General features: G+C 41.0%; 14 protein-coding genes and 1 pseudogene. 2 read left to right on the top strand and 13 right to left on the bottom strand.

Annotation, left to right across the window (positions count from 1 at the left end; genetic code table 11):
- Window positions 1-50: 50 nt before the first annotated feature.
- From O3651_RS06455 to O3651_RS06470, 4 genes are read right to left on the bottom strand one after another with little or no spacing between them, the layout of a single operon-like run.
- A complete protein-coding gene (locus tag O3651_RS06455; protein WP_371609940.1) occupies window positions 51-917 on the bottom strand; it encodes a cysteine ABC transporter substrate-binding protein in 867 nt (288 codons plus the stop codon).
- A gap of 11 nt (window positions 918-928) precedes the next feature.
- Window positions 929-1,687 carry an amino acid ABC transporter ATP-binding protein gene (locus O3651_RS06460; protein ID WP_371609941.1) on the bottom strand — a complete coding sequence of 253 codons (759 nt, stop codon included), beginning with the start codon at window positions 1,685-1,687 and terminating at the stop codon, window positions 929-931.
- Window positions 1,688-2,365, bottom strand: coding sequence for an amino acid ABC transporter permease (locus O3651_RS06465; protein ID WP_371609942.1), 678 nt, complete (start codon window positions 2,363-2,365; stop codon window positions 1,688-1,690). It lies immediately after the preceding gene.
- Window positions 2,325-3,005, bottom strand: coding sequence for an amino acid ABC transporter permease (locus O3651_RS06470; protein WP_371609943.1), 681 nt, complete (start codon window positions 3,003-3,005; stop codon window positions 2,325-2,327). Before O3651_RS06470 ends, O3651_RS06465 begins: the two co-directional genes overlap by 41 nt.
- A gap of 216 nt (window positions 3,006-3,221) precedes the next feature.
- On the opposite strand from O3651_RS06470, the gene lctO reads away from it, so the two are divergent.
- A complete protein-coding gene (gene lctO, locus O3651_RS06475; RefSeq protein WP_371609944.1) occupies window positions 3,222-4,358 on the top strand; it encodes an L-lactate oxidase in 1,137 nt (378 codons plus the stop codon).
- A 313-nt stretch (window positions 4,359-4,671) separates the two neighbouring features.
- Here lctO and O3651_RS06480 read toward each other — a convergent pair whose 3' ends face one another.
- From O3651_RS06480 to O3651_RS06520, 9 genes are all read right to left on the bottom strand, one after another.
- Window positions 4,672-5,214, bottom strand: a complete 543-nt coding sequence (locus O3651_RS06480) for a hypothetical protein (RefSeq protein WP_371609945.1) — start codon at window positions 5,212-5,214, stop codon at window positions 4,672-4,674.
- 30 nt (window positions 5,215-5,244) lie between these two features.
- A complete protein-coding gene (locus O3651_RS06485) occupies window positions 5,245-6,249 on the bottom strand; it encodes a hypothetical protein (protein WP_371609946.1) in 1,005 nt (334 codons plus the stop codon).
- A gap of 16 nt (window positions 6,250-6,265) precedes the next feature.
- Window positions 6,266-6,928: a hypothetical protein gene (locus O3651_RS06490; RefSeq protein ID WP_371609947.1), complete on the bottom strand. Its 663-nt coding sequence runs from the start codon at window positions 6,926-6,928 to the stop codon at window positions 6,266-6,268.
- Window positions 6,929-7,015: 87 nt separating this feature from the next.
- On the bottom strand, window positions 7,016-7,777 hold the full coding sequence (locus O3651_RS06495; RefSeq protein ID WP_371609952.1) for a DUF6261 family protein: 762 nt from the start codon (window positions 7,775-7,777) through the stop codon (window positions 7,016-7,018).
- Window positions 7,778-8,413: 636 nt separating this feature from the next.
- Window positions 8,414-9,259, bottom strand: a complete 846-nt coding sequence (locus tag O3651_RS06500) for an aldo/keto reductase (protein ID WP_371609948.1) — start codon at window positions 9,257-9,259, stop codon at window positions 8,414-8,416.
- Window positions 9,260-9,270: 11 nt separating this feature from the next.
- Window positions 9,271-9,459 carry a hypothetical protein gene (locus O3651_RS06505; RefSeq protein WP_125388213.1) on the bottom strand — a complete coding sequence of 63 codons (189 nt, stop codon included), beginning with the start codon at window positions 9,457-9,459 and terminating at the stop codon, window positions 9,271-9,273.
- Window positions 9,460-9,677: 218 nt separating this feature from the next.
- A complete protein-coding gene (gene nagA / locus O3651_RS06510) occupies window positions 9,678-10,844 on the bottom strand; it encodes an N-acetylglucosamine-6-phosphate deacetylase (protein WP_048763992.1) in 1,167 nt (388 codons plus the stop codon).
- 297 nt (window positions 10,845-11,141) lie between these two features.
- Window positions 11,142-12,773: a Na/Pi cotransporter family protein gene (locus O3651_RS06515; protein WP_125447652.1), complete on the bottom strand. Its 1,632-nt coding sequence runs from the start codon at window positions 12,771-12,773 to the stop codon at window positions 11,142-11,144.
- A gap of 396 nt (window positions 12,774-13,169) precedes the next feature.
- Window positions 13,170-13,709, bottom strand: a complete 540-nt coding sequence (locus O3651_RS06520) for an LPXTG cell wall anchor domain-containing protein (RefSeq protein WP_371609949.1) — start codon at window positions 13,707-13,709, stop codon at window positions 13,170-13,172.
- 100 nt (window positions 13,710-13,809) lie between these two features.
- Here O3651_RS06520 and O3651_RS06525 point away from each other — a divergent pair.
- Window positions 13,810-14,262 (top strand): annotated as a pseudogene (locus O3651_RS06525) (hypothetical protein); the annotation flags it as partial.

The raw sequence follows: 14,262 nt of genomic DNA on the forward strand, positions 1-14,262 counted from the left end.
TAAGATGCGGTTCATTTTTTAAGGCTGATTTTTCTACTTGACCAACGCTTCTATTCTACTTTTCCACCTTCAACGACGAGGTCATCTGCTTTTGCAGCATCACCGTAGGTTGGGTGAAGAGTCTTTTCATAAGCCTTGTGGAAGAAGTTTTCCTTGCCCAATTTTTCAATGTCTTTATTGATGAAATCAAGCAACTCTTTGTTTCCTTTTTGGACTGCTGGTGCGATGGTATCTGGGTCACCAAGTGAAGTAATTCCTACTTCATATCCTTTATTTTCAAGAGCCCAAGCTAGAACTTCAGTGTTGTCAGTCGAGAAGGCATCTCCACGTCCATCCAAGAGAGCTTGATAAGCGTCACTATATTGGTCATATTTTTGAAGTTTGACTTCTGGATGATTTTTCTCAAAGTAAGTTTCAGCAGTAGTTCCTTTTGTGACAATCAAAGTCTTGCCTTCAAGCTGTTTAACATCTGTGATGACACCTTTCTTAGGAGATACAACACCCAGTGAAACCTTCATATATGGAAGGGCAAAGTCAACTTGTTTCTTACGCTCGTCTGTGACGGTAAAGTTGGCAAGGGTGATGTCCACCTTGTTAGAAATCAAGTATTCCGCACGGTTGGCAGCATCAACAGAAACGTATTTCACCTTAACACCGAGGTCTTTGGCCAGCTGATTTCCCAGTTCGATGTCATAACCTTGGTAAGAACCGTCGTTGTCTACATAACCAAAAGGTTTCTTGTCTCCAAATACAGCAATTCGAAGTTCACCACTTTTTTTGATTTCCTCAATAGTGCGAGCTTTAGCAGTAGTTTTGCCAGATGAAGAAGTAGTATTTCCGCCTGAGCTACAAGCTGTGACAAAGATAAGGGCAAAGGCAAGTGCCAAAACAGTTAAGAGTGATTTGAGTAGTTTCATAAGAATCTCCTTTATAAATATGAGCCAAATTGGCTGAAGTCAAAAACGTTTAAAAATTCTTGTGCTCGTTTGGTTTGTGGATTGGTAAAGAAAGACTGAGCCGTTCCTTCTTCAGCAATCTTCCCTTGGTCGAGGAAGATAATCCGATCTGCAATGGCTTGGGCAAACTGCATTTCGTGGGTCACCAAGATCATGGTGCGCCCTTCTTGAGCTAGGTCGTTGATGAGTTCGAGGACCTCACGCACCATTTCTGGATCCAGTGAGGCCGTCACCTCGTCAAAAAGGATAATTTCTGGATGCATGAGAAGGGCACGGACAATCGCCACTCGTTGTTTCTGTCCACCAGATAATTGGCGAGCAAAACTATGTTGTTTATCGAGCAGTCCGACGCGTTCCAGTAATTGTAGGGCTTCTTCCGTCACTTCTTTCTTATCCCGTCCTTGTGCTTTGATAGGACCTAAGATAAGGTTCTGCAAAACGTCCAGATGGGGAAAGAGTTCATAACTTTGAAAGACCATGCCAATCTTTTGACGAACCAAGTGAAAGTCTTTCTGGCTTCCAATAATGGACTGACCATCCAGAAGAATATCTCCACCTTGAATGCTTTCTAGGCCGTTAAGGCAGCGAAGCAGGGTACTTTTCCCACAACCAGATGGCCCTAGAATAACCACTACTTCCCCTTTTTTGATTTCTAGGGAAAGACCTTGGAGGATGGGATTATCTCCGAAGGATTTTTTCAGATCCTTGATTTCTAATATGGTATCAGACATTTAGTTCCTCCAGTGTTTTTCTAAGTGAGTAGATAGTTTAGAGATAGGGAAGCAAACTGCGAAGTACAAGACCAGTATGGTTCCATAAATCCAAAAGGAAGCAGTTGGAATGGTCAAGCGATTGCTGTCGATGATCTGCTGCCCCACTTTTGTGACTTCAACGACCCCAATCAAAACAACCAAGGAAGTCGTTTTGATCATCCGAGTAACCAAGTTGATGGCCTGCGGAAGCAGTCTTCTCAAGACCTGCGGGATGATGATATAGTAGTAAAGTTGGACTCTAGTCAAACCAAGCGCCTGCCCGCTTTCAAATTGATGTTTGGGAAGGGAAGTAATGGCTCCACGAACCAAATCCCCCATTTCAGCTGTTCCCCAGAGGGTAAAAACGATAACAGCGGAAGTTTTCCCAGAGATGTTGATATTAAAATTTCGAGCTAAGCCGAAATAAACAATGAAGAGCAGAACCAGCTGGGGCATGATACGGATAAATTCCAGATAAAAGCGTGTCAGGAAGCGAACGACTCTAGAATGAGAGGTCATGATGATTCCCATGACCGTACCGAAAATCATAGACAAGAGGACAGAGAGGATGGAAATACCAATTGTGACTCCCAATCCTTGTAAGATCCGCAGGAGATTATTTCCCTGAAAGAGTACTTGTATTCCCGAATCCTGCATGGCGGAGCCTCCTTTCTATCCAACTAAAAAGCAATGAGATAGGTAGGAGCATGATAAGATAGGCCACTACCAACATAGACAGTGCAATATCTGTCTCATAGTAAAGCCCAATCAAGTCCTTGGCAACATACATGAGGTCAGCTAGGGCAACTACAGAAAAGACAGAGGTTTCCTTGATTAGGAAAATCACATTAGCACTGAAAGATGGCAGAGCAACTGCCGTGGCTTGAGGCAGAATCACGTAGCGAAAGACCTGCAGTGGTGTCAGGCCTATGGCTAAGCCAATCTCATGCTGGGTTTGACTAACCGATTCTAGCCCACTTCGGAAGGATTCCGCCATGTAGGAGCCTCCCAAAAAGATGAGTCCCAGCGTTGCACAGACCTCCGAGGAAAGGACAATCCCTATTCGGGGAAGCCCGAAGTAGAGAAAGAAGAGTTGAATCAAAAGAGGTGTATTTCGAGACAATTCAATATAAGCTGTAGCTAGCTGTGCCAAAACAGGGATGCGATAATGTCGGATGATACTAACAAGTAAACCAACTAGAAAAGCTCCCAAAATGCCCCAAACTGCGATATGTAGGGTTAGAAAAAATGCCTTTTGATATAATGGTAGATATTGTTCAACAATGGACCAATCCAAAAAGAGAACCTCCCATCTAGGAATAATACAGCTATTGTAGCACTAAAAGGCATGTTTGGATAATATGTATTTTCTATCACAATGATAGAAAATATTTATCATATTTATTAGACTCTGAAACTTCCAGACAAATTTTTTGAAAATGATATGAAAAAGAGTTAAGATGTTCCTGTAAATCAAAAAGTAAACGTTTACTTTTATCAAGGAGGACATTTTATGTCATACAAAACAAGCAATGCTGAAGGCCCTGTGGATTTTATTAACACCTATGATCTGGAGCCCATGGCGCAGCAAGTCATTCCTAAAGCTGCTTTTGGCTACATCGCGAGTGGAGCTGAGGACACGTTCACTTTACGCGAGAACATTCGAGCTTTTAATCATAAACTCATTGTTCCTCATACACTCTGTGATGTGGAAAATCCAAGCACTGAGATTGAATTTGCAGGCGAAAAACTGTCTTCACCGATTATCATGGCGCCTGTTGCAGCCCATAAATTAGCAAATGAGCAAGGGGAAGTGGCTACTGCGCGTGGTGTACATGAGTTTGGCTCTCTTTATACAACCAGCTCCTACTCCACAGTTGATCTTCCAGAAATTTCTCAAGCCCTCCAAGGAACACCGCACTGGTTCCAATTTTACTTCAGCAAAGATGACGGGATTAACCGCCATATCATGGATCGTGTCAAGGCAGAAGGCCACACAGCCATTGTCTTAACTGCGGATGCGACTGTAGGGGGCAATCGTGAAGTTGATAGGCGCAATGGCTTTGTTTTCCCAGTTGGTATGCCTATCGTTGAAGAATACTTGCCAGAAGGTGCTGGTAAGTCCATGGACTTTGTTTATAAATCAGCTAAGCAACGCTTGTCGCCACGAGATGTAGAATTTATCGCCGAATACTCAGGTCTGCCTGTGTATGTCAAAGGCCCTCAATGCCGTGAAGACGTTGAACGTTCACTTGCCGCAGGTGCTTCTGGAATCTGGGTAACCAACCACGGTGGCCGCCAAATCGACGGTGGACCAGCTGCATTTGACTCGCTTCAAGAAGTCGCTGAAGCAGTTGATAAACGTGTACCAATTGTCTTTGACTCTGGTATTCGCCGCGGCCAACACGTCTTTAAAGCCTTGGCTTCAGGAGCAGACTTGGTAGCCATTGGACGACCTGTCATTTATGGATTAGCCCTTGGTGGTAGCGTCGGTGTTCGTCAAGTCTTTGAACACCTAAATGCCGAATTAAAAACCGTCATGCAACTATCTGGAACTCAAACCATCGAAGATGTCAAACACTTCAAACTACGTCACAACCCATACAATCCAACCTTCCCGGTCGATCCTCGTGACTTGAAATTGTATTGATAAATAAAACAGATTGCAATAAAAAGCACACCTCAAAAGTTAGACATAAAATCTAACGATTGGGGTGCTTTTTATAGGGAATTAACTTATATGGGCATAATTCATAACTATCATCCGTGAAATAATGGATAACTTGAAACGAGCAAACTAACGAGAAAGTACTATACAGAGGAACAAACCAGTTAAACAAAAAAGACCTAGCCCTATACAGAACTAATTCTTTTTCTTAAATTATTTGTGTAGTTTTAGTGATTGGTATAATTCACTTTTTGTTACACTATATAAATTAGAAATTATTTTATCTATTTGACTTTTATAATTCTCTATCTAAAAATTGTTTCAATTTTCCACGTATTTCATCATCTAAATTTTCTTTTTTAATATCTTCTTTTAGACTATTATATTTTGTATTTATATCATTTCTAAGTAACAAACTAAAATAAATTGCTATTTGAAGTGCAGATCCTATAAGTAAAATAAAAACTAATAATAAAAATAAAATATAAACTCTATCTAGCAAATGGTATAAGATCTCATTTACAAAAGAAAATAAAACAATAGTAAAACTGGATATAAATCCTCTATTAATTATTGAGATAAGCCTTTTATACTCTTTCAATTTAAGTTTTGCTATAAAAGAATTAGTATCAGCACTTGTAAAAAAACCATATAAAGAAAAATAAATTCCAATAAAAACTGTTGATATGGTTACTAAATTTGTATTATCTAAATAAGCATTTTTGTAAAACCAACAATACAAGCCTGAATAGTTTCCTAGTAAAAGAGACATTGAAATAACCATTACAATTATGACAAGTAGACACCACCAAAAATATTTATCAATAAATTTAAGCACGCTAATATCTCCTTTCTAGTTTTTAGATTTTTATAAGCTATCTTCAGTTACAATCTCAAATTCATTCTCATCAATTGGTAACAAATCACCAAATAAAGTATATTGAAGATCCTTATTACGATTTTGGTCATCATAATAGTGCTTTGTCATTAAATTAGCTAATTTATAAAAATCATCAGTCTTTAATGAAGTTTTCTCAAGAATATATAAACCATCATTTTTTAAATCTACCTCATCAACTACATGTGTTTCGGGATTTAAAAATTCAACTTTTGCAGAAATTAAATTCTTATTCTCAGGATTTAATAATTTCAATATACTATCAACACGTTTTACATCCATTTCTCGTTGAAAACGACTCTTCTTGAATGCTACAGTTGTAGTATTTATATTTAATTCCTCAGACACTTCTATCATATTCCCAAATAACTTCTCTAATAACGTTTGATTACTATCATTAATATTTGGAAATAAATTTGACAACTGAAAACCTTCATTTTTAATTTGAATTACAATTGATTTTATACTATCAGAAGCTTCTATCAGAGGTTTCAAACTATCTTTTTTCATTGGTTCAAACTTCACTGAGTACTTTACATTGGGATCTTTACTCTTTACAAAACTTGACAAATACTCTCCAATTTGATTTATTGAGGGACCTAAAAATTTTCTTTCCATCAAAAAGAGGTAAGAAGTAGGAATGATTAAGCAAACACTGGGTTCGAAAAGGTCACCATCTATTTGTTTAATCTCTTCTTGACCTATCTTTCCTTCATATGGTTTTTCGCTTCGATACTTTCCAATCCATGCTGTCCTATTCTTAGGAAGATACTCAAAACCATCCAAAGAAGAACCAGTCGTTCTTCTGTATAAAGGTTCTCTGCTATTATTCATAAAAAGCGTTTGTTGGCTCCCTAATTTAACAGTTCTTTCTACAGGGGAAGATCCTCGAATTTTATCAATTAACTTTGATAAATCATAATCTGTCTTCTCACCATTACGACACAAAAAAACATTAAAATATTGAACTTTCATTCCTAATACTCCTTCATTATTTTAAGATTAGTAATTTATCCTCTTTATAATTAATTAGCCCTTCAACTTCAACATTTGGAACAAAGACATTGAAATTTAACAACTCATTTTGCTCACAACTACTTCTAATGTGAATACCTTTTGCTATTTTATCATTTAAATCATATATTAAATCGGCTCTATACTTAATTATTGCCTCTGGAGTTTTTTCTCTAATTTGATATACAATGACATTTTCATAGTATGTTTGATTATAGCCATGTGCTGCCGTATGGTGATTCCCTATATTAGACCACTTAGTTTGCTTATAGATGTTTTCCCTATTATTTTTTCTAGTATCAAAACCTTTCTTCCCTTGAAAAAGCTGTTTTCCTAAAATATGGCCGGAATCAAATCCAGTACCACTAAATAGCGGACGGCCTTTTTTTCCTTTCCCATTAATTGAATTTTTATCTATAATTCCAATTCCACCTTTAGGAAGATTATTTTCAAAAATAAAATTTTGCGGCTTATCATACTCAAGTTCTTTGAAACATTCTATTTCGTTTATTTTTTTCAATATCTTAAAACTACCCTTTTCAAAAAACAAGTCTTCTTTTGAAATGACACCTAATTCAAACAGAATTTTTTCTGAAAAAAATTTTTCAAATAATGCTTCTCTTGGGAACCTATCTTCCATTTTACTTCCTCCTCTATACCTTAGTAAAATTATACCATGAATCCACCAAAAAACGTCTTTAGATATAATATATCTAAAGACGTTTTTTTATCCTGACACTGTTATTATTTCTTCTACTTTAACTTTTTTATCCTTCTTATTCGAGCTAGTCAAACGGCGCTTGTTATCTCGGATCGTATTGAGGTCTTTGAGGAGCTTAGCCAAGTGGGCTCTATCTGGATAGGCTTCTGCGACGGCTGCTGTGTAGCGCACAAAGAGGTCGTAGGTACGGGAGATTTCACTGCGTAGCTGTTTGGTTTTACCGACTTCCTTGGCTGACTTGGCTGCACGCGCTTCTGCTTCTACCTTATCATAGTCCGCTTGGGCCGCTATCACAGCCGTCATCATAGGGAGAAGGCCTAGATTCGTCACAGCTCCCTGATAAGGCTCTTCCTGCAATGTTTTGAGCAGACTCTTAATCTCAGCCGTTGCGACAGCATTGGTATGCTTGGTAATATCCTTATACTTTTTAAAGACTGGCAGCAAGACTTCATAGGCTTCTTTCAAGTCTCTGTCTTTGATTTTGGCAAAGCCCTTATGCAAGGTAAACAGACCAACCAGAGCGTTATCTCGCTCCTTGTCTAGTTCTACGAGACTCATAGAGTCTTTCTTTTCCACATTGGCCAATTGAGCCTGAAACTGCTCTAGCTTGCTATGAAAGCCCTCTAGGTGCTTGCTGTACATATCCTCATCTCTATAGGAGCTCGTAAAAATCGTGAGTAGCTGATAAGAATCAACCATTAGACTCTCAAACTCACGGTGGGTCAGATTGCTATAAGACAAGGGGCGAATGGTGTAAGTAGTGTTCATCATAAAACCTCTCCAATATTTTTGATAAAGCAAGTATAGCATGTAGAGATGAAACTTGGGGTCTCTTGCCCTAAAATGTCATTTTTTATCCCTGAAAGGGGCATTTTTTCAAAAAACGGAGTCTCTTTCCAGCTCTTCCTCTTCTTTTTCAAAATAAAACTACAAAAAATCGCCCCTCATCTGGCACTTGTTTTTGACGACAAGTTGACTGAGGAGCAATTGATTTTATAAATAAAAGAGAAAAGAGTCTTCTAGGCCTAGGTTGCAATGATCCTATAGGAAAAGTGACCAGCCGAGGCCTAGATTATCACGATTCTATAGGAAAAGTAGCTAGCCGAGGCCTAGATTGCAATGATTCTATAGGAAAAGTGGCCGGCCGAGGCCTAGATTGCCATGAATCTATAGGAAAAGTGACCAGCCGAGACCTAGGTTGCCACGAAACTATAGGAAAAGTAGCTGGCCGAGACCTAGAATGCCACGAAACTATAGAAAAAGTGACCGGCCGAAGCCTAGGTTACCATGAATCTATAGGAAAAGTGACCAGCCGAGGCCTAGGTCACTATAAAACTTCCTTAAATACTAATCACTAAGATACCAAGTAGCTTGATTTCAACTAAAAAGATATCCGTCAGAGGTTTAAAAATCCATCCCATCTGGATTAGGTGCCCCGCCTTCCAAACCGCTGATATTTTTAAGAATTTCTAGATCAGCTGGACTCAGTTCAATATCAAAGCAGTCTAGATTGCTAGTAATCCGGCTCGGAGTGACTGACTTAGGCAGGGGTAGAAAGCCTTCTTGTAAGCTCCAAGCTAGGGCGATTTGGGCAATGGTCTTGCCATACTTATCTGCTATCGCCTGCACAGCTGAATTTTGGAAGAGCTCGCCCTGGCCAAATGGTCCCCAAGCTTCAAGTAGGATATCATGGGCACGGCAGAAGTCCACCGCCTCTGTCTGATAGACACCTGGCGCTAGGCGGATTTGATTGACAGCTGGTGTGACGCGCGCTGTTTCCAGCAGAGCCTCTAGATGGTGAGGCAGGAAATTGCTGACGCCGATCGCTCGGATCTTACCAGCTTGATAAAGGTCTTCCATGGCCCGCCAAACTTCTGCATTGCGCTTTTGCCAAGCCCCGTCTTCTCGTACAGGCTTAGGATTTGGCCAATGGATGAGGTAGAGATCCAGATAATCCAGCCCCAACCGCTCCATGGAGCTGTCAAAGGCTTCCAAGGCCGCTTCATAGGTATGCTTGCTATTCCAGAGCTTGGTAGTGATGAAGAGCTCCTCACGCGGAATGCCGCTGTCTTTAATTGCCCGACCGACACTCTCCTCATTCTTATAGATAGCTGCTGTATCAATATGGCGATAGCCAGCCTTCAGAGCGGCTAAGACTGACTGATAAGCCTCTTCTCCGTCCTGAGCCTTCCAAGTACCAAAGCCCAAGACTGGAATCTTGACGCCATTGTTAAGGGTATAATTTTTCATATCTGTTCTCCTTATTTTTTCTTTCTTTTGGACAACTTTGGCTTAAAGATATTTTCCTTAGTTGGAGCCATGCCTCGGCTAAAAAAGCTATAAATGATAAAGGCCAACCCAGCAATAAATATCAAGAAACGATGCAGTAGCAATCCAAAGAAGAGGAACACCAAGCCCATTCCCATAAATTTATAATCAATCTTTTTCATCCTGTCCTCCTCGTCTGTGATAACCCTATTATAACATCTTCTCTTTCATTGAGAAAGCCTTATCATTTTTTAAAGGGCCTATCTCAGAAAGTTTTTTTCACGCTCTGCATTTCCTGATTCTCACCAGCCACTCTAGGAAGTCCTACATCAAAAGCATGTAGCTCCACATTAAAAAGGACAGGTTACCCCATCCTTTCTAAAAATATAAGGAGACTCAATTAAAGAATACTGGAGGCAGCTTCAAAGCGTTTTTCGCCATCCAGATAAGTAGCAACCAGCTCCAAATCCTTGTCCAGAACGATAAAGTCGGCATCATAGCCTTCCTTGATCTGGCCACAGACATCGTCAATGTGGACGGATTTTGCTGGGATGAGACTGGCCATCATGACTGCTTGGTGAGGATTTGCGATGCCCCACTCAACCACATTTTTCAGGCCATCCTTGAGCTGCAGGATAGATCCTGCTAAGTTGCCAGTCGATTTGAGACGAGCTGTGCCATTGGCTACCACCACTGGAAATTCTCCCAGCATATAGTCGCCGTCTTCCAGCCCACCTGCAGTCATACAGTCTGTGATGAGGGCTACATGTTCATGACCCTTTTGCTTGAGCAAAATATCACAGGCCTTGGGATCCACGTGGTGACCATCACAAATCAGCTCCGCATAAGTGTGGGGCAGCTCGTACATAGCCCCAACCATACCTAGCTCACGGTGGGTCAGGCCTCGCATACCATTGTAGGCATGCACCCAGACACTAGCACCTGCTTCGACCGCAGTCTTGGCTTCATCATAGGTTGCGTTAGAATGCCCCAAAGCAACTGTCACACCTTCATCAGTGATGGTGCGGACAAATTCTTCCACGCCCTCACGCTCAGGTGCCAAAGCAATCTTATTAAGCAGACCATTAGCTGCCTTTTGCCAAGCACGAAATTCATCCATACGAGGATCCTTCATGTAGGCTGGGTTTTGGGCACCCTTGTACTTTTCGGTGAAGTAAGGCCCTTCAAAGTAGAGACCGCGAATCTTGGCACCACTTGCTTCTTGATAGCGCGCACCAATATTTTCCGTCACAGCTAGGAGTTGCTCGTAAGATGATGTCAGCGTAGTCGGCAAGAAACTAGTCACCCCAGTCGTCAAAAGCCCTTCACTCATGGTATGGAGGGTACCTTCGATGTTATTGTCCATGACATCGACCCCACCAAAACCATGGATATGGGTATCCACCAGACCTGGTGCGACAGAGTAGCCTGTATAATCCACCACTTCTGCATCCGCAGGGACTTCCTCTACTAATTTTCCAAATTTTCCATCAATCACTTCCAAAAATCCACCTTTGCGAATTCCTTGAGGATAGAAGAACTGATCGGCTTTGATATATTTAGGCATCTGACTGCCTCCCTTGTTCTATTTCTATTGACTCTATTATAACGCTTTCTATTTTATTTGTAAATGGTCTATACCTCTTTTTTAGAAAAATTTATTATATTATTTAAATCAAGAAAAGAGAGTGGAACAAAAATCGGTGATTCGTTAGAATTCGATTTCGTCGTCCCACCTCCGCACAGTTGAGTAAGGCTGTAAAAGCTGATGAAATCAGCCTAGTAGAGCCCACTCAACCACTGCGTCTTGCTCGACAATCCAAAGACAATTGAGAGGCTAGGACTTTTGTCCCAGCCTCCTGTTTTAAATTTGTTCCATCTGTACTTTCTCAGCCAAATTCATGGCGTGGTCAGCAACTCTAGTATAGTGGGAAATAATATCGATGAAGTTGACCCCAGCCTGAGGCGTACATTCTCCCTTGTTGAGACGGGCAATGTGAGTCTTGCGCAAGCTGCGTTCTAGCTTGTCAATAGCTGTATGCTTAGCTTCTAAAGTGTTGGCCAATTCCACATCATTTGTTTCCACAGAAGTCAAAGCTTCTTTGATAAAGTCCAAGGTCAGTTGATAAATGTTTTCCAACTCTGCTAAGGCAGCTGGTGAAAATTCCACTTTCTTACGGTGCAAGTAGTCTGTCAAATTCAACAAAGCTTCTGAGTGGTCACCGATTCTCTCCAAATCACGACTAGAGTCCAGAATGCTAGTCAAGACTTCACTCTCTTTTGGATTGAGCTGCTGACCAGAGAGGACAATCAGGTAGCGAGTCAATTCATCATCAATGGCATTGATAGCTTCCTCAGTCTTATGACCCTTCTCAGCTGATTTTTCTTCGTAGTTAATAATATAATCATAGGCCAATTCGAAAGATTTAGCCGCGTAGCCACCCAAGTGAAGGAGTTCCTTTTTAGCATTTCCCAAAGCCAGTGATGGCGCTTGGTCAATCAAAATCGTATCAAGGTAAAGAGATTCGTATTTAACAGTTTCATCTTCACCCGGAATCAACTTGGTAACCAAATATGCTAAAAAGCCAATAAAAGGAAACTGGATAATGGTATTGGTAATATTAAAAGTCCCGTGGGCAAAGGCAATGGTCATTTCTGGTGACAAATGCAAGGCTGTCTCAAACCACTGAATCAGCGATGTAAAAGGCAACAAGAAAATCATACAGATGATTGTCCCCAAAACATTAAAGGCCACATGGGCTCCAGCGACACGCTTGGCTGCGATATTAGCACCTAAGGAAGCGATGATCGCTGTAATCGTCGTTCCGATATTGTCACCAAAGAGGACAGGCAAGGCCCCATGCAAATCAATGAGATTGCTGGCATAGAGATTTTGTAGAATCCCAATGGTCGCTGATGATGCCTGGATGAGCAGGGTCAAACCCGTTCCGACAAAGACACCTAAAACTGGATTTTTACTTAGCTGAACCATATAGTCTCGAAAGACTTGCAGATCTTTAAGCGGCTCCATGGCTCCACTCATGAGATTGAGGGCAAAAAAGATCCCGCCAACACCAAAGAAGATGCGCCCGATATTGTTAACAGAGCGATTTTTTGTGAAAAATAGGCAAACCGCACCGATAAAGAGCAAAGGAAGTGCATAATCACCCAACTTAAAACCAATGATGAAGGAAGTCACGGTCGTACCAATATTGGCCCCCATGACAATCCCGATAGCCTGGCGCAAGGTCAACAGCCCCGCACTAACCAGACCAACTGTGATCACTGTCACACCTGAACTAGACTGGATCAGGGCTGTCATCCCAATTCCAACTAGCACACCTAAAAAAGGATTGCTCGTGTACTTATCAATGAAATAGCGCAGACGATCTCCTGCCGCCTGCTGCAAGCCGTCACCCATCATACGAATACTGTACAGGAACAGCCCCAAGCCTCCTAAAAAGCTAAATATAATTTCTTGCCAATTAATGGACATTTCTTTTCCTCCGAAAAATAAATAGCGGATAATCTCCTATACTATTTTAAAACATCCAGCCTAATCTCACAAGCCTTTTCTAAAAAAGAATTGAATTATTTTTGCTCATTTTGAAACTTTTATTTTCTTCATACTCAAGAGCAAACTAGAGCAAGCAACAAGGCCCTCTCACTACAAGAAAAGACAAGTAGACAGAACTAAATTTCAATATTTTTAGCTTGGTTCATCGCTTTCTAGTCTCAGGCTCAAAACATCTAAATTGCCCAGTTTATCTTTTATCTCAGCATAACTCACATTCTATACATGCAAAAAGCAAAAACCCCAGATAGCCTACGGCTATCTGGGATTTGCTTTCCATCGCTAAAGTGCTGGTATCATTTTAGCTAGGTTTTAAGATTAGTCTTCCAAATTCACATCAGATGTTGATTCTTTCTTCTTTTTGTTCTTGAGAAAGGCTGATGCCAACGTTGCTATTCCTAATCCAAGAGCTGCTAATGGATTATTGGCAGTTCCTGTATTTGGTAAAGCTTTAGTATTTGGAGTAACCTTAACTTTTTCTGGTTGTGCAGGCTGTGGCTTAGGTGCTTGAGAGTGATTTGTAACACTAGATACAGATGCACTTTCAGACAGACTAGTAGAGATGCTTGCGCTATCACTCAGTGACACACTTGCAGATGTGCTCAATGAAACAGAGACACTCATGCTCAAGTAGGCACTTGCTGAAAGTGAATCGTCAGCGATAGCATGACTGGCACTGATTGATCCTGAAATGCTTGCACTTGTACTCAATGAAGTAGAGATAGACTGACTATCACTTACAGAAGCTGAAGTACTTGCACTTACAGATGCGAGGTAGCTTGGCGGGTTAAACTCTGGCTTAGACTCGCTGGTTGGATCACCCTTACTGTAGCTGAATGAGTTTGACTCTTGTGACACACTTGTACTCAAGCTGCTTGAAAGGCTATCACTAAGCGATGTAGATGTACTTACACTTGTACTTGTTGAATCTGACGCGCTGAGTGAAGCCGATACACTAGTGCTGAAGCTTGCGCTTGCTGATAGAGATTCGCTTACGCTCAGTGATGCCAAATCATTTTCACTTGCAAGAGCTGACGCACTAGCGCTCAATGACACTGAAGTGCTCTCGCTTGTTGAGACTGATTGGCTACTGCTTACAGAAGACGAGGCACTCTCGCTTGCTGAGATTGAAGCACTTAGACTAGTACTCATGCTTGTACTTGTTGAATCAGAGGCACTTAGACTGGTACTCAAACTTGTACTTGCTGAATCTGATGCGCTAATTGAGGCACTGAGGCTTGTACTCAAGCTGGTGCTTGATGAATCTGAGGCACTGAGTGAAGCACTGAGGCTAGTGCTCAAACTTGTACTTGCTGAATCTGAAGCGCTAATTGAGGCACTGAGGCTAGTGCTCAAGCTGGTACTTGCTGAATCTGAAGCACTAATTGAGGCACTGAGGCTTGTACTCAAG

The sequence above is a fragment of the Streptococcus sp. 27098_8_73 genome (assembly GCF_041432495.1).
Taxonomy (GTDB): Bacteria; Bacillota; Bacilli; order Lactobacillales; family Streptococcaceae; genus Streptococcus.